Annotated in this window: 16 protein-coding genes; 3 read left to right on the top strand and 13 right to left on the bottom strand. The window is 58.7% G+C overall.

The genetic code is table 11. From position 1 onward, the window contains the following. Positions 1–7: 7 nt before the first annotated feature. The 8 genes from NAT23_RS08655 to NAT23_RS08620 form a co-directional block, all read right to left on the bottom strand. Positions 8–652 (bottom strand): PqiC family protein, encoded by a 645-nt coding sequence (locus NAT23_RS08655; RefSeq protein WP_251927480.1) that lies wholly within the window; start codon positions 650–652, stop codon positions 8–10. Next, positions 649–2,295 carry an intermembrane transport protein PqiB gene (gene pqiB / locus NAT23_RS08650; protein WP_251593455.1) on the bottom strand — a complete coding sequence of 549 codons (1,647 nt, stop codon included), beginning with the start codon at positions 2,293–2,295 and terminating at the stop codon, positions 649–651. The genes NAT23_RS08655 and pqiB overlap by 4 nt, the downstream gene beginning before the upstream one ends. Further along, on the bottom strand, positions 2,264–3,574 hold the full coding sequence (locus NAT23_RS08645) for a PqiA/YebS family transporter subunit (protein WP_286009987.1): 1,311 nt from the start codon (positions 3,572–3,574) through the stop codon (positions 2,264–2,266). Before NAT23_RS08645 ends, pqiB begins: the two co-directional genes overlap by 32 nt. A gap of 201 nt (positions 3,575–3,775) precedes the next feature. After that, complete coding sequence (locus NAT23_RS08640) at positions 3,776–5,602, bottom strand: tannase/feruloyl esterase family alpha/beta hydrolase (protein ID WP_251927474.1); 1,827 nt, start codon at positions 5,600–5,602, stop codon at positions 3,776–3,778. Between the two features lie 356 nt (positions 5,603–5,958). Beyond that, positions 5,959–6,768 (bottom strand): VOC family protein, encoded by an 810-nt coding sequence (locus tag NAT23_RS08635; protein ID WP_251927470.1) that lies wholly within the window; start codon positions 6,766–6,768, stop codon positions 5,959–5,961. A gap of 79 nt (positions 6,769–6,847) precedes the next feature. Further along, positions 6,848–7,927 (bottom strand): 4-oxalomesaconate tautomerase, encoded by a 1,080-nt coding sequence (locus NAT23_RS08630; protein WP_251927466.1) that lies wholly within the window; start codon positions 7,925–7,927, stop codon positions 6,848–6,850. Between the two features lie 2 nt (positions 7,928–7,929). Further along, on the bottom strand, positions 7,930–8,631 hold the full coding sequence (locus tag NAT23_RS08625) for a 4-carboxy-4-hydroxy-2-oxoadipate aldolase/oxaloacetate decarboxylase (protein ID WP_251927462.1): 702 nt from the start codon (positions 8,629–8,631) through the stop codon (positions 7,930–7,932). Further along, on the bottom strand, positions 8,628–9,365 hold the full coding sequence (locus tag NAT23_RS08620; protein ID WP_251927460.1) for a PIG-L deacetylase family protein: 738 nt from the start codon (positions 9,363–9,365) through the stop codon (positions 8,628–8,630). Before NAT23_RS08620 ends, NAT23_RS08625 begins: the two co-directional genes overlap by 4 nt. 228 nt (positions 9,366–9,593) lie before the next feature. Here NAT23_RS08620 and NAT23_RS08615 point away from each other — a divergent pair, with 228 nt between their 5' ends. After that, a complete protein-coding gene (locus NAT23_RS08615; RefSeq protein ID WP_251927457.1) occupies positions 9,594–10,883 on the top strand; it encodes a LysR family transcriptional regulator in 1,290 nt (429 codons plus the stop codon). Between the two features lie 28 nt (positions 10,884–10,911). Here NAT23_RS08615 and mnmE read toward each other — a convergent pair whose 3' ends face one another. Then, positions 10,912–12,273 (bottom strand): tRNA uridine-5-carboxymethylaminomethyl(34) synthesis GTPase MnmE, encoded by a 1,362-nt coding sequence (gene mnmE / locus NAT23_RS08610; RefSeq protein ID WP_251927454.1) that lies wholly within the window; start codon positions 12,271–12,273, stop codon positions 10,912–10,914. A gap of 126 nt (positions 12,274–12,399) precedes the next feature. On the opposite strand from mnmE, the gene NAT23_RS08605 reads away from it, so the two are divergent. Continuing rightward, positions 12,400–13,035: a flavin reductase family protein gene (locus NAT23_RS08605; protein ID WP_251927452.1), complete on the top strand. Its 636-nt coding sequence runs from the start codon at positions 12,400–12,402 to the stop codon at positions 13,033–13,035. A gap of 55 nt (positions 13,036–13,090) precedes the next feature. On the opposite strand, the gene pgm is transcribed toward NAT23_RS08605, so the two are convergent. The 4 genes from pgm to rpmH form a co-directional block, all read right to left on the bottom strand. Beyond that, positions 13,091–14,755, bottom strand: coding sequence for a phosphoglucomutase (alpha-D-glucose-1,6-bisphosphate-dependent) (pgm, locus tag NAT23_RS08600; RefSeq protein WP_251927450.1), 1,665 nt, complete (start codon positions 14,753–14,755; stop codon positions 13,091–13,093). 212 nt (positions 14,756–14,967) lie between these two features. Beyond that, a complete protein-coding gene (gene yidC / locus NAT23_RS08595; protein ID WP_251927448.1) occupies positions 14,968–16,632 on the bottom strand; it encodes a membrane protein insertase YidC in 1,665 nt (554 codons plus the stop codon). Between the two features lie 127 nt (positions 16,633–16,759). Further along, the gene (rnpA, locus tag NAT23_RS08590) at positions 16,760–17,140 is read right to left on the bottom strand and encodes a ribonuclease P protein component (protein ID WP_251593439.1); all 381 of its coding nucleotides are present in this window, start codon (positions 17,138–17,140) and stop codon (positions 16,760–16,762) included. An 11-nt stretch (positions 17,141–17,151) separates the two neighbouring features. After that, complete coding sequence (rpmH, locus tag NAT23_RS08585) at positions 17,152–17,286, bottom strand: 50S ribosomal protein L34 (protein WP_251593437.1); 135 nt, start codon at positions 17,284–17,286, stop codon at positions 17,152–17,154. 393 nt (positions 17,287–17,679) lie between these two features. Here rpmH and dnaA point away from each other — a divergent pair, with 393 nt between their 5' ends. Next, complete coding sequence (gene dnaA / locus NAT23_RS08580) at positions 17,680–19,197, top strand: chromosomal replication initiator protein DnaA (RefSeq protein ID WP_251927440.1); 1,518 nt, start codon at positions 17,680–17,682, stop codon at positions 19,195–19,197. Positions 19,198–19,212 lie beyond the last annotated feature (15 nt).

Genomic DNA, 19,212 nt, shown 5'->3' with positions numbered 1-19,212 from the left:
ATGGCTGTTATTGAGATTGCTCTTCCGTGGCGGTTTCTGTGTTAGGCGAGCTGGTTGGTGAAGGCGTGCTCTGTACTGCTTTGATGCGCGCAGCAATCTGGTCGCTGCTGCGCGACCAGGCCGTGCCGAGGGCCCGAACCAGAGCCGGATAGCCGTCTTCGGCAAGAGGCACGGTATGTTGAAACCGGTCCTGAATTCGCACATCGCCATCAGCATTCGTGACACGGTACTGGCCGGAAGCAACCGCCTGGCCATCGAAGCGCCCCTGAAACTGCTCCACATCGACTGTCAGGGTCATTCCATCGCCTGGCTGTGAATCTATGCGTGTCGCGGGCAACGCGTGTTGAAGCGACGATTGAAGGCGCTGGGTGAGCTGGTGGCCCAGCTCACCCGCCCACAAATTCTGCTGGGCCGCCTGCAATTCGATGTCGCTCACCTGCATGACGATGCCATTGCCTGCCAGCATGCCCGAAAGGCGGACACCGGGCACCGCCAATACATGCAGCGCCGGGGAGGGCGCCGAGCTGCTCGGCACTTCTGCAAGCGCATAGCGATGAAATTCAGTGCTGCCACCGCTGACGCACCCGGTTAGAGTGAGCGCTGTAATCGCCAGCGTGCAGCCGCGCGTGAAGTGTGAAAGCGATCGCATCATGGGGCCGCCTTGGGTTGGGGGTCGGTGATGACCTCTCGGTTGAACAAGAGGGCGTTCGGCTTTTCGCTCAGCGTGCGCGCCGCGGGCTGCAAGTCGTTCAGAAGCTGCTGCAGTGACTTGAGCGTCTGCGTCAGCTCGCCGTAGGCCGGTGTATCCTGTGAATAGCTATCCAGCGTGCCCTGGACCGATTCAAGGGTCTGGCGCGTCTCTGAGGGCAGCGCGCGAGTGGATGGATCATCCAATAGCTCATTGAGGCGCGTACTGGTCGCCGTCAGCTCCTTGACCAGCGCATCGGAGCTTGCAAGCGTCTGATCCAGGTGATTCAGGGCAGGCTCGATTTGAAGATCATTGAGCTTGTCGAGCAGCGCCGATACCTTCTGTTCGATCTGCGCGAAGCTGCCCGGCTGGCTTGGCAGAATATCGATGCCTTCAAACTGATTAATCGTATCGACAGGCTCTGCGCTGTCGTCGAAGTTCAGATCCACAAACAGCGCGCCGGTAAAGAGATTACCCGCCTTGAGTGAGGCACGAAGCCCTTCCTTGACCAGGCGGTTGACCCGAGCGCGCCACTGCTCGATGCCTTGCTTATCGAGGTTGCTTTGGATGCGCTGAGGCTCGATGCGAATCAGTACCGGAATGCTGAAGTTGGTCAGCGAGCGTTTTTCGACCTTGATCAAATGGTACGCCACGGTATCGACGGTGCCGATACGAACTCCTCGGTACTCGACCGGTGCCCCCTTGTGCAGGCCGCGTACCGTGTCATCGACCATCACGATGTACTTGAGGTAATGGCTGAAGCTGCCCTGCCGCGCGGTTTCTTCATCGCCGTAGAGCTCGAACGTATTGTCGGTCTGCGCGATGGGATTGCCGGGGGCAATGTCTTCAGGCACACCAAAGGTGACGCCCCCACTGATCAGGGACTCGATCGAGGCCAGATCCAGGGTAAAGCCTTCCGTGCTCAGATCGAACCGCACGCCTGAAGCGGACCAAAAACGGGTATTGGTCGTTACAAGTGAGCGATAGGGTTTGAAAATGTAGAGGCGATAATGCATCTGGCGGTCCGAGGTGTCGAAGTTGGACGCCTCGACTCGGCCCACCGTGAAGCCCTGAAAGATGACCGGGTCGCCCACGCTCAGTGCGTTGGCGTTGGCGCTGGTCAGGTTGATGCGAAGGCCGCCGGCATCCGGGGGTGCGACCGGTGGCTTTTCGAGCATGTCAAAGCGGCGTTTGGTTTGCTCGGCGCGCCCGGGCTGGAGCTGAATGTAGGGGCCGGAAAGCACGGTATTCAGGCCACTGATGCCCTCACGACCGACGCGCGGCTTGACTACCCAGAACCGGCTGTCGGTCTTCAACAGGTTTTCGGCGTCTTCATGCATGCGCGCCGTGACCACTGCGTGACTGGTATCGTCGGACAACGACACCGAATTGACCCGGCCCACTTCGACGTTGCGCGCCTTGATCAGTGTCTTGCCGGCCTCGATGCCTTCGGCGTTATCCATGATCAGGGTGATCTCGGGCCCGCGTGAGGTGAAGGTGTGGTAGAGCATCCACCCCCCGATGAGCACGGCCAGAAGTGGTACCAGCCATACGGGAGAGATCGATTTTTGCCGTTTACGAAGTGCTTGTGGGAGCGACGAACTCATTCACACTGTCCTGTTGATCTCGAGGGTTGTCCCACAGTAAGCGGGGATCGAAGCAGATAGCTGCCAGCATAGTAAGAATGACGACCCCGGCAAAGGCGATCACGCCTAAACCCGGGTAGACCGACATGACAGACCCAAGGCGCACCAGGGCGACCAGAAGTGCCACCACGAACACATCGATCATCGACCACCGTCCGATCAGCTCGGTCATGCTGTAAAGCCGATGGCGCAGCAGCGGCCTGGAGGGATAAGGCCGCCAGACCTTCCAGCTCAGCCACCCAAGCGCCAGAATCTTGGCAATGGGGATGACCACGCTTGCCACGAAAATGATCAGGGCGATAGGCCAGTCACCGGAGCCCCAAAGGTGCATCACACCCGCGATCACGGTCTGGGGAGAGCTGTCGCCGAGGGTGGTTACGGTCATGATCGGAAGCGTCATGGCCGGAATGTAAAGAATGATTGATGTAACCAGCAGGGCAAGCGTGGTCTGAAGGCTTCTGTACTTGCGAAGCCGCAGGGCGCCACTACAGCGACGACAGTGTCCGCGTTGATCCGAATCAAGCTCATTCAAGGTGTAGCACACCGGGCAGCCCGTCATGTTCTGCTGGCGGCCTGTCCTGCCGGCGCGGGCGTGTCTTAGCGGCCGGTCGGGCCCGCCAATGAAGGTCCAGAGCCAGTCGTGGTCCATCACTCGCGTCGTTTTAAGCACCAAGATCACGAAGGCGGAGTAGGCCCAGAACGACACGCCGAAGCCGATCTCGGCAAGGGCCAGAATCTTGACCATGCTGACCAGCACCCCGATCAGAAAGACATCGGCCATCATCCAGGGCTCCATGCGCTTCAAGAGCCTGCCGAAGCCACGGCGCGCCACCGGAGTATAGTTCCAGAGCGGTCCCAAGTGCAGATAGATGCTGACGCTCAGATAGATCGCCGGCAGGATGATGATGCCCCACCAGATCAGAAACGACAGTGCTTCGTAGTGCTGTTGCAGCAACGTATTGGCTGCTTCGCTCAGCCCCATGTCGCGTTTCACGCCGCGCGCCTCGAACGAAATGAACGTAAACGGCAGCGCAAGTCCCAGCGCAATTAGAGCGCTCAGGGCGTAAGCCACCACATGAGTGGCAGGCTTGTTGTGGCGCTGAGCCAGCACATGGTGACAGCGTGGGCAGTGTGCGGCTTCGCCCGGTGATAATCGGGGCACTTCACTGATCAAGTCACACTCAAGGCATGCGCGAACATGCAGTGAAGAGGGAACTGACGGTGGACTCGATGCAGTCATCGGCAAGGCTCTTGAAAGACGTATCCAGTGGGCTGGTGTAGGCACAAGGAGTGTTGAGACTGCCATGATGGCAGCAGTCTGAAAAGCATTGTTACACGATAGACCGCTCTTAATGCGATGATGCTCAAGATGCATGTACGCGTTTCGGCGCGCCTCAACTGAAGCGCGCCAAAGCAACGGGACTGTGCCCGGCGTCAAGCATTAGTTGGTTTGACCTCTATAAGGAGTATAAAGAGCTGCCCCAGCCCAATTCTTGAACGACATGCTCTGCAAGGGCGGACCCTGAATGTAACTGCTGGCATTGTTCGGGTCGCCCTTGCCGTCGTATTTGGCAACGAACGGATAAGGAAATACCGGCCGCGACTGAGTGACGAGCGCGTTACGGTCGCTCTGTCGAGCTGCTGGGCTTGGGCCGTGAGCGTCTTTATCGCCGTGTTCGTCATTTCCAGCATCGCTGTCCTTGGAGGCAGCTGAGGCGGTACCGGTCGGTTGGCCGAAGCTATTCTGGGTGCTGGATTGAACGGCGTAGGTATTGATGGCCTTTGGAGCATGGCCCCGTTCAACCCACGCCATCATCGGTGTCAATAGATCGATCTTGCTTGGACCTTCACCACCGGAACAGTGCGATACCCCCGGCAGCATATAGAGCCGCTCGAACTGATGGGCCGTCTTTTTGCCCATCGTCTTGGCAATCGCCTCATGATAAGCGACCAGATAGGCTGGCGAAATATGAGGGTCGGCCCAACCCTGCCATAGAATCAGCTTTCCACCGGCCTGTTTGAAAGCTGAAAGGTCGGGGCTGGTCGCATCGTAAAGCGTATGAAGCGACGTCAGCTTTTCTACATACGCCTTGTCGAAGGTGATGTCATCGAGTGAGAAGTTCTTGCTCGGATTGTTCTTGAAAATCACATAGCGCAGTGCTCCCAGTGCGATCGAGCGACTGAACAGCGGATCGGAATGGGTTTCGGGTACGTAAATGCCTTGCCAATTCAACTCGGAACCGGGCATCGGCCCGCCAAGAGAAAGGTGCTCGCCCGTGTCAGGGTCGAGCGGGCCTTCGTAGAATTTACGCACGACCGCCACTTCGGGCGCGGTCAGGCAGTGGCTTGTGTCTTTGAGATCGGCAGGGCATTGAAGCGTTGCCGGGTTGAACTGGCAGAGGCTGGGGGCGGAAATCAACCCATCTACTTGGCCATCAAGGCCATCGCACTGTGCCACTACCGCGTTATGCAGCATGGGCAGTTTGTCGGCAGTAAGAATCGCCTTGCCGTTTTTATCAGTATTGGTTCGAGCTTGCCATGCGTGGTAGAGCCCGTTTTGAATCACGAAGTTCATGGCGGGCGCGCCTGCGATGATGCCATCGAAATCGTCAGGGAAACGCTGCGCTTCGATCAGCGCCTCGCGCCCGCCGTCTGAGCAACCGTCGAAATAGGCATAGGTCGGCGCTTTTCCGTAATAGGTCTTGATCAATGCCTTGGCCGCCAGGGCTGTAAGATGTTGACTTTTGTAGGCAAAGTCTCGGCGTCGGGCTTCGTTCTTGCCAAAGGTACCGTCGTTGCCACCGGCCATGTCGGTTGCAGCCGTCACGAAATTGCCGTTATCAAGCGGTATGCATCCGTCTGCGGCACCGGCCTCCAGCGTGATTTGGCCACACAAGCCTCCGCAACCGAGCTGAAGATAGCGCTGCGCCCACGTATCGACCGGCAGTCGGACCTCGAAATGAATGTTCTTGGCAAGCGTTCCTTGAACCTGACAGACCGCGTGATCGTTGATGGTAGTCTGTTGGGTTTTGTCCACCTGGCTGCCACTGCCCCCCAGTTCGGTCAACGAGACATGTGCGAGATCAGCGCAGCTGGCTTGAGCGGGCACAACCGGCAATGACGCGATGGTTATCATGGCCGGCGGCGTCTTGTCGCTTGAAAAGGCGTAGTCCGGGCTTGCCTGTGCTGCGAGCGGTGAAAGGATAAATATCGCTAGTGATAGGAGGGCGTGCCGCCAATAGGATTGTTGCCTGAAAGGGCTGTGCATGTCGGGTCTCCAGAGTCGAAAAACAGGGTGCAGTGCGCTTGCTCAGTGTGCTTTAAAAGTGTTCAAGAAATATGTTTTTTACCGATAAGTCATTCACTATGGCTATGCCGCAGATATAGGCGCGCCGCAAACTAAAAAGGCATTCATGCGAGATGAATGCCTTAAGCGTTGCAGACTCGAACTGCCAGTTATTCGACCGGCGGTGTACCGTGGGTATGAAACGATTTGATGGTTTGAAGCCCCCAGGCTTGACCTTTCTTGCGCTCTTCTTCGTTCCAGATAACGGTCTGCCAGTCCGGGGCTAGAATCAGCCGGGCGCCAGCGTTGCAGATTTCGAAGCGGTTGCCGCCGGGTTCCTAGACGTAGAGGAAAAACGTTTGCTGCACGGCGTGCTTGTGAGGGCCCGTTTCGATGTAGACGCCGTTGTCCAGGCATATGTCTGCGGCGCGAAGCACTTCCTCGCGGCTGTCTACCGCGTAAGTCATGTGGTGAAAGCGCCCGCTCGAGCCGCTATGATCTTCGGAAATAGCAAGGTCGTAACTTTTGTTGTTGACGCTAAACCATGCTCCCTTTTCCGAGCCATCATTAAATACGATTTGCTCTGTCAGTCGACACCCAAGCACATCCTGCATGAAAATTCGGGTTTTCTTAACGTCGCTTGCCAATAGGTTGAGGTGATCCAGACGCCGAAGGTTGGCACCCCGACCGGGAATGCGAGCGGCCTGATTCTTAAGTGAGGGCCGAGTGCCATCGGTCGCCTGATACCATTGGGTGTCGTAATAAAGCTCAACGACGTGCCCGTCCGGGTTTCTGAACCGGCAGGCTGGGCCGTGTCCTAGGTCTCCCTCGGTCCATTCGAACTCGGTGTTGTGGCGTTTCAGCGCCTCGACGCGCCGCTCGAGCGCGGCTTGGCTTGTGGTTCGAAAGGCATGATGCTTGATGCCGGAGGTGTTCGAGCCGGTCAGCTTGAGGGTGTGATGCTCATAGTCGTCCCATCCGCGCAGGTAGACTGAATTGCTTTTAGTGGCACTGACGGTCAGGCCCATAACCTCGGTAAAGAACCAGAGGCTTTTTTCCGGGGTCGGCGTCAGCATTTCGACGTGCGCTAAATGCGCCAGGTCGAAGCAAGGCTCTTGAAACACGCTTGAGGTGGATGAATTTGTCATTGTTTGTGCTCCATGAATGGCTTGTCCAGACGGTTCGAAGTCTGCCTCGTGCGTGACATGAGCGCTGATGGCGTGGGCTTCAAACGCCAGGCCATACGGCGCTCGGAATATACACATGCCCCTTAGACAGCAATCGGGCCGTGCGAATGACACCGCTTTGCTCGATTTGCCCCTGATCATTGGTCATAAGTGATACCGTGAAGTCACCGGTCGGGTGTTCGATCGATATCTCGGCCCGACCAGAAGGTGGCGCATCGAAATAGCTCGCGGCTACCGATCCTTCGATCAGACACGCGCTTGCAACGCTTACGGCGCCCAGTACACCGATGGCCTCGTGGCATCGGTGAGGTATGAACGTTCGTGTTGTCAGAGTGCCTGAGCCGGTGGCTGGGGCAATGATTGAGAGCTTTGGTACGGTGCGTGCTTTCACATTGCCCAGGTTCATCACGGGGCCAGCCTCGAGTCGAATCGCTTCCAGTCTGGCCCGTAGCGTGTCGTTGCGCTCGAGGTCTTGCGGTGACTCGTGGCCACTAATGCCAAGATCTTCGGCCCGAATGAGCACTACGGGCATGCCGTTGTCGATGCACGTCACATCGGTCTCGGCCAGTCGATCCCTGACGTGCCCGGTGGGCATCAGTGCCCCACAATTGGCACCGGCGGTGTCTTCGAAATAGACCGTCAGCGCTGCGGCCTCTCCGGGTACCCCGGAGATGTGAGTCGTACCCTGATACTCGATTTTGCCGTTCGGCGTTGCAACATCGATGGTCGCCAACTGACCGGAGTTGACCATATGCACCCGCACGGACGTTGTCGGCGTGTGTGCATCGATCAACCCAGACTCGAGCGCGAACGGGGCCACTCCGGCCAAAATGTTGCCACAGTTCTGACCGTAATCGACGTGCGCGTCATCAACGACAACCTGTGCGAACAGATAGTCGACATCGGCCATGGGGTGAGAGGAGGGCGAGACGATAGCGACCTTGCTGGTCAGAGAGGTCCCGCCTCCCAGACCATCGATCTGACGGCGATCAGGCGAGCCCATGACCGCCAGCAAGACGTGGTCTCTGAGCGCGCCCTCTGGAGGGAGATCCTGCTCAAGAAAGTACACGCCTTTCGAGGTGCCGCCGCGTATCTGCATGCAAGGAATCGCCGTCTGCATAACTAGGCTCCGTATTCGCTTGCGTAATCGACGTATTCGAGTCCGGCGCGCTCAAGACTCTCGCGCATATTATAGATGTCGAGCCCCAGCTCACCGGCAGCCAGACGGCCACGCTTTTCCGCTTCGCGCGCTTCACGGGCCTTGGACGCCTCGATGCTGGTGACTACGTCCTCACGCCGCACACACACAACACCATCGTCGTCGGCAACGATAACGTCGCCGGCTCGAACCTGTTGGCCAGCACAGACGACCGGCACGTTGACCGAGCCAAGCGTTGCCTTGACGGTACCTTGAGCGGAAATCGCCCGTGACCAGACCGGGAACCCCATCTCCCGCAGATCCATGACGTCACGGCAGCCGGCATCGATGATCAAGCCTTGAACGCCTTTGCTCATCAGTGACGTCGCCAGGAGATCGCCGAAATAACCATCGGTGCAGGGTGACGTGGTGGCCACGACTAAAATATCGCCTGGCCGGCACTGCTCTACGCCGACGTGGAGCATCCAGTTGTCGCCCGGCGCTGCCAGCACGGTAACGGCATTGCCAGCAATTCTGGTGCCGGATTGGATCGGTCGAATGCCCGCATCCAGAAGGCCGATTCGGCCCATGGCCTCGTGTACCGTAGCGACCCCGTAGCCTGCCAAAGCGTCGCAGTGAGCTTGATCCACTCGAGGCGGGTTTTGAACGACCAGATTACGTGTCATGACAGCGTCTCCACGACCTGCGGCAGGATGCGTTGATAGCCTTCGCCGTATTGAATGTCCTTGCCGGAAGTAATACCGATATTTCGCTTGGCCTGAACGCCCCGTTGAAGCGCGACACGGGTGTAGTACTCCCACAGGTGTTCTTGGCCGGCCATGCACTCGATGGCCTGTCGTTTCTTGTCCCAGACCTCCGTGATGTCCAAGAGAACGTCCGGTCGCCAGTGACACTGTTCGGGTTGGTGCGGTTCGAAGCAGAACACCGGGGGCGCATGAAGGATCTTTTCGCCAGGGCGATAGCCTTCAGCTTGAGCGATAATGCGCGCTTCCTGCGCGGCATCGGTGGCGCGGGGGTGGTCATAGTTGTAAGGGTCATGCTGCGAGTGAGTCAGCACAAACTCCGGCTGAACCTTGCGGTAGATGTCGGCCAGTTTGAACAGCGCTTCATCGTCGACATGAAGAGGGTAATCGCCGAGATCGAGAAACGTCACTTTGGCCCCGAGCACCTCGGCGGCTTTGAGCGCCTCCTCCTGACGCGTCTGCTTGACCTGATCAAGCGACATGCCTTTGCGCCACAGCTTTGCAGATTCACCGCGCTCACCGTAGGACAAGCAGACGACATGCATATCAATACCTTGACCGCGATGCTGGGCGATCGCGCCGCCTGCCCGCCAGACGAAATCGGCTGAGTGTGCGCTTACCACCAATCCTGCACGTTGCTGTAGGGGCATGCTCATCGAAAGATCCTTTCCAATGTCAATAAACGGGTGTTGAGTCGTAGACTCTCACCGAGTGCCGCGCCGGGCGTAATGCATTTGATCGAATCAGACATGCACTTTGCTTATACGTCCTTTGTTGAATACTTCGGTCAGGCGGTCGCCAGTAAGATACAGCCTGCTTAATAACTTAATAATGGCTTAACGCGAGCCGCAGCGAGCGGATGGGATGCGTTGAGGAGGCGAGCCGTGCAACGCGACATTCAATTCGAGCCGAATTGGCGCCGAATCAGAGCGGTGCTGGCGGTGGACGACACGGGGAGTGTCAACCGGGCCTCGGTGCACCTTCACTATTCACAGCCGGCTGTCACTCGTGCGATCCAAGAGTTGGAGCAGGAACTCGGTTGTGCGTTGTTCGAACGTCATCACCGGGGTATGACCGCGACGCCGTCAGGTAGATTAGTGATCACTCGCTTCAGGCGCGCCCTAGATCAATTCGCCTCTGCCGAGGCGGCGCTTAACGCGTTGCACTCCAATAAAAGTGGGTGTGAGCGGCTTATCCAGCATCTCAATCAGCGTCAACTGATGACTTTGGTCACGCTTGCGCGGGTGCACAGTGAGCCCCGGGCCGCACGTGCGCTGGGACTTACTCAGCCCGCGATCAGTGCAAGTCTTCGTCAGTTGGAGAGCCATGTGGGTATGGAGCTTTTCATGCGTACCCGCCGTGGCATGCTTTTGACCGACAGCGGCGAAATTCTGGCGCGTCATGCGCGGTTGGCTCTTCGTGAGCTGACCATGGCATGTCAGGATTTGATCGCCCTTCAAGGGCGGATCAAGGGGCACGTGGTCATCGGCTGTCTTCCACTGGCAGCCACCCAGCTGGTGCCGATGGCCATCGATGCCCTGCGCAAGAGCCTGCCCGAGGTCAGTGTGTCCGTGATCGACGGTACCTACGACGGACTGGTCGAGGCGCTTCGCTGCGGCGAAATCGACCTACTGATCGGCGCCCTGCGCCCGGAAGCGCCTGGCAAGGAACTCGAGCAGGAAGCGCTGTTCGATGACTGCCTGTCCATCGTCACTCACCGAACGCACCCTCTGGCGCGCCGACTGCGGGTATCACTCAAGGAATTGGAGACAGCCGAATGGATCACGCCTCGTGCAGGCACACCTTCTCGTGAGGCGTTCGAGCGCGTGTTCGACCATGCAGGCCTAGCCTCGCCCAAGGTGGAGATCGAAACCGGCAATCTAGGCATGCTCAGGTCATTACTGCAGTACAGCCAGCGAGTTGCAGTGGCCTCTCTTCACCAGCTTCATTATGAAATCGAAAGCGGCGAGCTGTGTGTTCTTCCCATCGCCCTGGAAGGCACCCGCCGTTCGATCGGTATCACGCGCCGCGCCGATGACGTACTGACCCCCGCGCTTGAGACGATCATCAATCAGCTTCGCGCTTTTTCAGCCAAAATGACCCCGGAAACCGCCTACCGCCGTTTGGGCGCCTCTCGGTTGCCCCTGCCTCTTCAAATACCGATGGTGCAGTAGTCATCGATATGTAAGGCAATGTGTGTAATCACTTTCCGATGCAGAAACTGCTGAAGATCTCACCGAGCAGGTCATCGGCGCTGAATTCGCCGGTGATTTCGCCGAGTGCTTCCTGTGCAGCGCGCAGGTCTTCGGCCAGAAGCTCACCCGCAGCGGCCCCAAAAAGCTGCGCCTCGCCGTTGTCGAGCGCGACCCTGGCACGGTCAAGCGCTTCGAGGTGGCGCCTCCGTGCCGAGAAGCGGCCTTCGGTGGTCGCGGAGTATCCCATTACGGTTTTCAAATGGTCCTTTAGTGTGTCCACGCCTGCCCCGGTGTGGGCCGACATCCGGACCACCGGCGGGGTGGCGGTTAACTCCGAGCCGAGGGCTTCACCAGTGGTGTCGACCTTGTTGCGCACCAGCGTCAGCCGGCTCCGGTCGGGTAGGCGAGAGACAAATTCGGGCCAGATGGTCATAGGGTCGGTGGCCTCGGTCTCGGCGGCATCGACCATCAAAAGCACCCGGTCGGCCGTCTCGATCTCCTGCCACGCACGCTGTACGCCAATGCGCTCGACCGCGTCCGGCGTATCCCGAAGTCCGGCGGTATCGACCACGTGCAGGGGCATGCCATCCAGATGAATGTATTCCTTCAAAACGTCTCGGGTGGTGCCGGCGATGTCGGTGACGATCGCGGTATCCTGCTCCGTCAGCCGGTTCAAGAGGCTTGATTTACCGGCGTTGGGCCGGCCGGCGATGACCACGGTCATGCCCTCGCGCATCAGGGTGCCCTGCGCGGCCGCGGCGCGAACCTCGCCGAGAGCGGTCTTGACCTGACTGAGCTTGTTGGCCACATGGCCATCGCTCAGAAAGTCGATTTCCTCTTCGGGGAAATCGATGGCGGCCTCGACGTAGACCCGAAGCTCAATGAGCTGTTGCACCAGGGTGCCGACGCGCGTCGAGAACTCGCCCTGAAGCGAGCGTAGGGCATTTTCAGCCGCCTGACGGGAGCTGGCCTCGATCAGATCCGCGATGGCCTCGGCCTGGGCGAGATCCAGCTTGTCGTTCAAAAAGGCGCGCTCGGAAAATTCACCCGGCCGCGCCAGTCGGACGCCCCGGGTGATGGCGTGCTCGAGCAGAGTATCCATGATGACCGGGCCGCCGTGTCCTTGAAGCTCCAGCACGTGCTCGCCGGTAAAGGAGTGCGGGGCGGGAAAGTAGAGCGCAAGCCCTTCGTCGAGCACCTGCTGGTTCGTGCCCACGAACGGGCCGTAATGCGCATGACGGGGCGTCGGCATGAAGCCGAGAAACTGTTCGGCAAGCTCCGGCACACGAGGGCCTGAGAAGCGAATCACACCGACGCCGCCGCGTCCGGGTGGGCTTGCGAGCGCGGCAATCGTGTCCTGATCGAGCATGAAATGTCCTGTGTGATGACAGTAAGGCAATGGACGCTATTGTCGGCGCTGGCCTGAGCCGTCGCAAGCGCCGGACGCCCGTGGCCCTGCTACAGTTGGGCGATACAGTGCAACAAGGTGTCTTCAATGTCTCAGGATGCGTATTTCTACGAACCCAAACATGGCCATGGGCTACCTCATGATCCGTTTAAATCGATCATCGCGCCGCGGCCGATCGGCTGGATCTCCTCGCAGGATCAAAACGGGGTGCGCAATCTGGCGCCTTACAGCTTTTTCAATGCCTTCTGTGCGGCGCCCCCGATCATCGGGTTTGCAAGTGCGGGCTGGAAGGATTCGGTACGTAACATCGAGGCCACCGGCGAGTTCTGCTGGAATCTGAGCACGCGCTCGCTGGCGGCGGCGATGAATACGAGCTGCGACGCGGTGGACGCGGCGGTCGATGAGTTCGAGCTGGCGGGGCTCACGCCGGCGGCATCGAGCGTGATCTCGGCGACGCGGGTTCAGGAAGCGCCCGTGTCGTTTGAGTGTCGGCTAACGCAGCTTCTAAGGCTTGAAACCGCTGACGGTACGGCGGTGGATACGTGGCTAGTGATGGGGGAGGTCGTGGGCGTTCATATCGACCCGGCTCTTCTTGAGGAAGGCATCTATCAGACCGCGGCGGCCGAGCCGATCATGCGTGCCGGCGGCCCGACCACCTACTATACGATCAGCGACAACGAGCGGTTTGACATGGCGCGACCAGGGGCCGCCCCGGGCGGATGAGCCAAAAAAAGCCGGCACTCAGTGCCGGCTTTTTCATTTACACGCGCAATTGGCGTCAGCCGGCCAGCACGCCGTCGACCAGCGCCTTGGCTTCCTGTTGAAGCTGCTTCAAGTGCGCTTCGCCTTCGAAGCTTTCCGCGTAGATCTTGTAGACGTCTTCAGTGCCGGAGGGCCGTGCGGCGAACCAGCCCGCATCGGTTTCCACCTTGAGCCCGCCGATGGCCGCGCCGTTACCGGGCGCTTCGGTCAGGATGCGGGTGATGGGGTGGCCCGCGAGCGTATCGGCGGTCACCTGCTCTGGCGTCAGCTTGCCAAGCTTTGCTTTCTGCTCGCGGTCGGCCGGGGCGTCGATACGCTCATACACGGGCGCGCCGTACTTCTCGGTCAGCTTCTGGTAACGCTCACCCGGGTCGTCGCCGGTGACCGCAGTAATCTCGGCGGCCAGAAGCCCGAGGATAATGCCGTCCTTGTCGGTCGACCACGCCTTGCCGTCAAACGTCTGGAAGGAGGCGCCGGCCGATTCTTCACCGCCGAAGCCGAGCGTGCCATCGGTCAGGCCGTCGACAAACCATTTGAAACCGACGGGCACCTCGGTCACCGTCCGGCCAAGACCTTCGGCGACACGGTCGATCATGGAGGAGGATACCAGCGTTTTGCCGATGGCCATCTGTTCACCCCAGTTCGGGCGATGCGTGAACAGGTACTCGATGGCGACCGCCAGATAGTGGTTCGGGTTCATCAGGCCGTTGGAGCGCGTGACGATGCCGTGGCGGTCGTGGTCGGTGTCGCAGGCAAACGCCACGTCGAAGCGGTCCTTGTTTTCGATCAGCCCGGCCATGGCATGGGGTGACGAGCAGTCCATACGGATCTTGCCGTCCCAGTCCAGGCGCATGAAGCGGAAGGTCGGATCGACGGTGGTAGAGAGGACCTCGAGCGGCAGATCAAAGTGCTTGGCAATGCGCGGCCAGTAGTGGACACCGGCGCCGCCGAGCGGGTCGACTGCGAACGTCCGACCGCTCTTGCGGATGGCGTCCATGTCGATGACCTTATCCAGGCCCTGGATATAACTGTCGATGAAATCGAAGGGTTGGGTGGTCGGTGCCTCGAGCGCTTCCTGATAGCTGATGCGTCTGACGCCTTCGAGTTCGGCTTCGAGCAGCTCGTTGGCGCGATTTTGAATCCACTTGGTGATGTCGCCGCCGGCAGGGCCGCCGTTGGTGGGGTTGTACTTGAAGCCCCCATCCGTCGGCGGATTGTGGGATGGCGTGATTACGATGCCATCAGCAAGGCCGGTGATGAGGCCGTCATTGTGGTTCAGGATGGCATTCGATACGGCAGGAGTCGGCGTGTAGCCGGGTTCACCACCGGTTTCCTCACAGCCTGCGTCAATACGGACCTCAACGCCATTGGCCGCCAATACTTCCAGTGCGGAAATGAAGGCCGGCTCGGACAGGGCGTGTGTGTCCATGCCAATGAACAGCGGGCCACCGATGCTTTCGTTATACCGGTAGTCACAGATGGCCTGGGTGGTGGCCAGGATGTGCCATTCGTTGAAACTGGTTTTCAGCGACGAACCGCGATGGCCGGAAGTGCCGAAGGAGACCTGCTGAGCGGGGTTCGATGCGTCGGGGCGCTCACTGTAATAGCGCGCGACCAGGCGCGGCAGATTGGCAAGCTGGTCTTCCTTGGGCGCGTGCCCGGCATTGGGATCGATACTCATCATGCATTCCTTTGGTGAGGGCGTGTCTGCGTCATGTCGCGTCAAGTGTATCAGGGTCGTCATGACGTCGATGTGCCTGCCCGCCGATAACGGCGTTCAAGCCTTCTTGCCGCGACTGCGTGCTCGCAGTATAGGCCCGGTTGATCCGCGGGCCTTCTGCTACATACAAAAACGCCCTCGCAAGCGAGGGCGTTTCATGCGGGCAAGTGCACTTACTTGCTGATTTCCTGCTTCTTCTGATCCTGCTTTTCGATCTGGCGCGTCACGTAGTACTGCTGCGCGATCGACAGGCAGTTGTTGGTGATCCAGTAAAGGACCAAACCCGCCGGGAACCATAGGAAGAAGAACGTGAAGATGATCGGCAGCATCTTCATGATCTTGGCCTGAGTGGGGTCCGGGGGCGTCGGGTTCAGCTGCTGCTGCAGGAACATCGACAGACCCATCAGAATCGGCAGGATGAAGTAGGGATCCTGCGCGGAAAGATCGTGAATCCAGAGCATGAACGGCGCATGACGCAGTTCGATGGACTCCATCAGCATCCAGTAGAGCGCGATGAAGACCGGCATCTGAATGACCATCGGGAGACATCCGCCCAGCGGATTGATCTTCTCCTTCTGGTAGAACTTCATCATTTCCTGCGACATCTTCTGGCGATCATCGCCATGCGCTTCCTTGATGCGCTGCATTTCGGGCTGCATCTTGCGCATCTTGGCCATCGACTTGTAGGCCTTGGCCGACAGCGGGAACAGCACGGCCTTGACGAAGCAGGTCAACAGGATGATCGACCAGCCCCAGTTGCCGATGAGTCCATGGATGAACTTCAGGACCAGAAACAGTGGGGTCGCCAAAAACCACAGCCAGCCGAAATCGATGGTGCGGTCGAGTTTGGGCGCGATCGCTTCCAGACGCTCATGGATCTTCGGCCCGGCGTAGAGAGAGGCGTCAAGCGTCGCTTCCTCGCCCGCGCCGATCTGCGTACTGGGGCTTGCGAAAGCGGCGACGTTGCGTTTTTGGCTGTCTTCGGTGGCGTAGAACAGGTTCTGCTGCTTGGCGTCTGGCACCCAGGCGGCAACAAAGTAGTGCTGAATGATCGCAACCCAGCCGCCCTCGCTTTCGGTGCGCTTGAAGTTGCCTTCCTTGATGTCTTTGAAACTGACTTTCTGGTAAGGCTCTTCGGCTGTAGAGAACGCCGCACCTAGATAGGAGTGCATTCCGACACCGGCGCCGCTGGTCGGGTCGTCGCTGTTATCACGAACGAGCTGGCCGATGAAGCGCGCCGAAACCGGTTGCGTGCCACCGTTCTTGACCAGGTAATCCACCTTTACTTCGTAGCTGTCACGCTCGAACGTAAACCGCTTGGTGATGTCGAGGCCCTTGAGCGTGGCCTTAAGGTCCACGGTCAGAGTCTTTTGATCATCGCTTAAACGATACGCCGTCTTCTCGGGCGAGAAGGTGATCCGGCCCTTGTGATTGCTGAGCTCGAGGCCGGACTTGGCCACATAGTTCAAGGCCTGTTCGTTGGCGAGCAGCACAAAGGGCTGATTGCCGCCGAGTTGCTGGGTGTGCTTGGGCAGTGAGGCGTAGACGATGTCGCCGCCACGAGAATCGATGCGCAGATTCAAAACGTCAGTGTCGACGGAAATCAGCGTGCTGCTGCCGGAGGAGGCAGGTTCTTTGGTCGCATCTACGCTTAGTTCACTGGTCGTTGACGGTGCATCGAGGCTGTTGGATTGCTTGGCGTCGCTGCCCTGGCTTGCAAGCGCCGGCGTTTCGGGCTGCGGTGTCTTGGGCTGGTGATAGTCCTGATTCCACTGGATGACCATGAGATAGGTCACCACGGCGAGAGGTATCACGAAAAGGAGTCGTTTCAGATCCATGCGTGTTTTGCCCGGTAAGGGTGTGTATGTCGGGTCCAGACGAAGAACCGCCCGAGCCAGTCATTGCAACATGCTGGTCGGGCGGAGTCTCTGACGTCTTGTGGCCATGACCTTCGTACTCGCATAATCAAGCGGACTTTTTCGAACGGTTCCGTTTGACGTCCTGTTCGAGTCGCCTCCACATGCCGTGAAACTGGCGCTTGAGGGTCTCGTTGTCCAGGTCTGCAACACCACGCTTGGAAAGAACTACGATATCCACAGCGGGGAGCCAGTGCTGACGAAGGCGAATGGATTCGCGTGTCAGACGTTTCAATCGATTTCGGTCAACGGCGCGACGCATGGTTTTCTTGCTAAAAACCATTCCCACACGGGCATGGTTCAAATCATTGGGGAAGGCGAGGGCGAGGACGCCTTTGCCATGCACCTTGTAACACGCATTATCGAATACGTGCTGATACTCTCGGCTACTGAGTAGCCTTAGAGCGCGTGCAAACCCATGCGACTCCATCCAAGGACCGATTAAGCGCTGAGGCGCTTACGACCTTTCGCGCGACGACGAGCGATGACCTGACGGCCGTTTTTGGTTGCCATGCGGGCACGGAAACCGTGGTTGCGCTTGCGTTTGAGCACGCTGGGCTGAAATGTACGTTTCATAGCTGATTCCCAGGAAGTGGTTGGTATGAAAACAGGTGATTAGCGGCACTTGCCTTTTTGCAAATTCCGATCAAGGGCGAGGATTCTAGTGAATTAGACGCAGCCGTGCAATTTTAATTCGCTGTTAATTCACTGATCGATACGTGATTTTTTCCGCTGGGAGGCGCGTGTTCAGCACACCCTGGTGCTTAGACCCTGTGGACAGTTTTGTGTACTAAAAAAGGAAAACTCTGGAAGGGTGTGCGTGTAAGCTCAATGATTGTTAGCAGAATCATAAGGTTGTTCCCAAATTAATTATCCACACCCCGAGCCGGTGCGCGACGGGATGTGGATAACCTGAGTGTGAATCGCTACAATGCCGGCTTTGCATCGGTCAAACCCTGGTGAGGTCGTGTGTCTATCGCTTTGTGGCAAAAATGCCTTGATTATCTGCAGGACGAGTTGAGCTCACAGCAGTTCAATACCTGGATTCGTCCATTGCAGGCCGAGGCCGTCGAAGACGCGAACGAGGTTGAGCTGCTTGCGCCCAACCGGTTCGTGCGCGATTGGGTCAACGACAAGTATCTAAAGCGCATCAACGAAATGATGCGCGAACTGTCGCCGGGCAAGCCGCCCAAGGTCAGCCTTGGTATCGGCAGCCGGCGCAGTGTATCAAATCCTGCTGTGACATCTGCAGCGGCGGGTTCGACGCGAACGTCAAACGATGAGGCACCCGCCGCGCCGGTTCCCCCCAAGATGCCATCCGCCGGGCGCATGAACATGTCAAATCGGCAGGACGCCCCACGGCCGGCCAGCGAACCGGCAATGCCGTCGGGCTCGGGCACGAGTGGCCAGAATCAGCGCTCCTCAAGCGGCGAGCGCCATGTTCAGGTTGAGGGCAGCCTCAAGCACCAGAGCGGCTTGAACCCCAATTTCACCTTTGAAACCTTTGTCGAGGGCAAGTCAAACCAGCTTGCGCGCGCGGCGTCACGCCAGGTCGCCGAGAATCCGGGGGGCGCTTATAACCCCTTGTTTCTTTATGGCGGTGTTGGCCTGGGTAAAACGCACTTGATGCATGCGGTCGGTAACCACCTGGCTGGACTTCGTGATAACGCTCGCGTGGTGTATTTGCACTCCGAGCGCTTCGTGGCGGATATGGTCAAAGCGCTTCAGCTCAATGCCATCAACGACTTCAAGCGCTTCTATCGAAGCGTCGATGCGCTTCTGATCGATGACATCCAGTTCTTTGCCGGCAAGGAACGCTCGCAGGAAGAGTTCTTTTATACCTTCAATGCCCTGCTTGAAGGCGGACAGCAGATGATTTTGACCTCCGACCGCTATCCAAAAGAGATCAGCGGCGTGGAGGAACGATTGAAGTCTCGTTTCGGGTGGGGGCTAACGGTCGCGATCGAGCCGCCGGAGCTCGAGACTCGCGTGGCGATCTTGATGAAAAAGGCCGACCAGGCTCAGGTCGATCTGCCCCACGACGCGGCCTTTTTCATTGCCCAGAAAATTCGCTCCAACGTGCGTGAGCTTGAAGGCGCGCTCAAGAAGGTCATCGCCGACTCACACTTTACCGGGCGCCACATCGATCAGGAATTTATTCGTGAGTCGCTCAAGGATCTGTTGGCCCTGCAGGACAAGCAGGTCGGCGTTGATAATATCCAGCGCACCGTCGCCGAGTACTACAAGATCAAGGTGGCCGATCTGCATTCCAAGCGTCGCACCCGCTCGATTGCACGGCCTCGGCAGGTTGCGATGGCCCTTGCCAAAGAGCTGACCAATCATAGCCTGCCGGAAATCGGCGATGCGTTTGGTGGCCGAGACCACACAACGGTACTGCACGCGTGTCGTAAGGTGGCCGAGCTTCAAACCGAAAATGCCGACATTCGTGAGGATTACAAGAACCTCATGCGGCTACTGACCAGTTAACGCCGCGGCACTGAG

It is taken from the genome of Larsenimonas salina (genome assembly GCF_023736155.1).
Lineage (GTDB): Bacteria > Pseudomonadota > Gammaproteobacteria > Pseudomonadales > Halomonadaceae > Larsenimonas > Larsenimonas salina.
This window is presented reverse-complemented; position numbering and strand designations above follow the sequence as displayed.

What these genes read in the sequence shown, in the direction of transcription:
- NAT23_RS08655 (WP_251927480.1), bottom strand. Translation starts at nt 652, where the DNA reads ATGATGCGATCGCTTTCACACTTCACGCGCGGCTGCACGCTGGCGATT.
- pqiB (WP_251593455.1), bottom strand. Translation starts at nt 2,295, where the DNA reads ATGAGTTCGTCGCTCCCACAAGCACTTCGTAAACGGCAAAAATCGATC.
- NAT23_RS08645 (WP_286009987.1), bottom strand. Translation starts at nt 3,574, where the DNA reads ATGACTGCATCGAGTCCACCGTCAGTTCCCTCTTCACTGCATGTTCGC.
- NAT23_RS08640 (WP_251927474.1), bottom strand. Translation starts at nt 5,602, where the DNA reads ATGCACAGCCCTTTCAGGCAACAATCCTATTGGCGGCACGCCCTCCTA.
- NAT23_RS08635 (WP_251927470.1), bottom strand. Translation starts at nt 6,768, where the DNA reads ATGACAAATTCATCCACCTCAAGCGTGTTTCAAGAGCCTTGCTTCGAC.
- NAT23_RS08630 (WP_251927466.1), bottom strand. Translation starts at nt 7,927, where the DNA reads ATGCAGACGGCGATTCCTTGCATGCAGATACGCGGCGGCACCTCGAAA.
- NAT23_RS08625 (WP_251927462.1), bottom strand. Translation starts at nt 8,631, where the DNA reads ATGACACGTAATCTGGTCGTTCAAAACCCGCCTCGAGTGGATCAAGCT.
- NAT23_RS08620 (WP_251927460.1), bottom strand. Translation starts at nt 9,365, where the DNA reads ATGAGCATGCCCCTACAGCAACGTGCAGGATTGGTGGTAAGCGCACAC.
- mnmE (WP_251927454.1), bottom strand. Translation starts at nt 12,273, where the DNA reads ATGCTCGATCAGGACACGATTGCCGCGCTCGCAAGCCCACCCGGACGC.
- NAT23_RS08605 (WP_251927452.1), top strand. Translation starts at nt 12,400, where the DNA reads ATGTCTCAGGATGCGTATTTCTACGAACCCAAACATGGCCATGGGCTA.
- pgm (WP_251927450.1), bottom strand. Translation starts at nt 14,755, where the DNA reads ATGAGTATCGATCCCAATGCCGGGCACGCGCCCAAGGAAGACCAGCTT.
- yidC (WP_251927448.1), bottom strand. Translation starts at nt 16,632, where the DNA reads ATGGATCTGAAACGACTCCTTTTCGTGATACCTCTCGCCGTGGTGACC.
- rnpA (WP_251593439.1), bottom strand. Translation starts at nt 17,140, where the DNA reads ATGGAGTCGCATGGGTTTGCACGCGCTCTAAGGCTACTCAGTAGCCGA.
- rpmH (WP_251593437.1), bottom strand. Translation starts at nt 17,286, where the DNA reads ATGAAACGTACATTTCAGCCCAGCGTGCTCAAACGCAAGCGCAACCAC.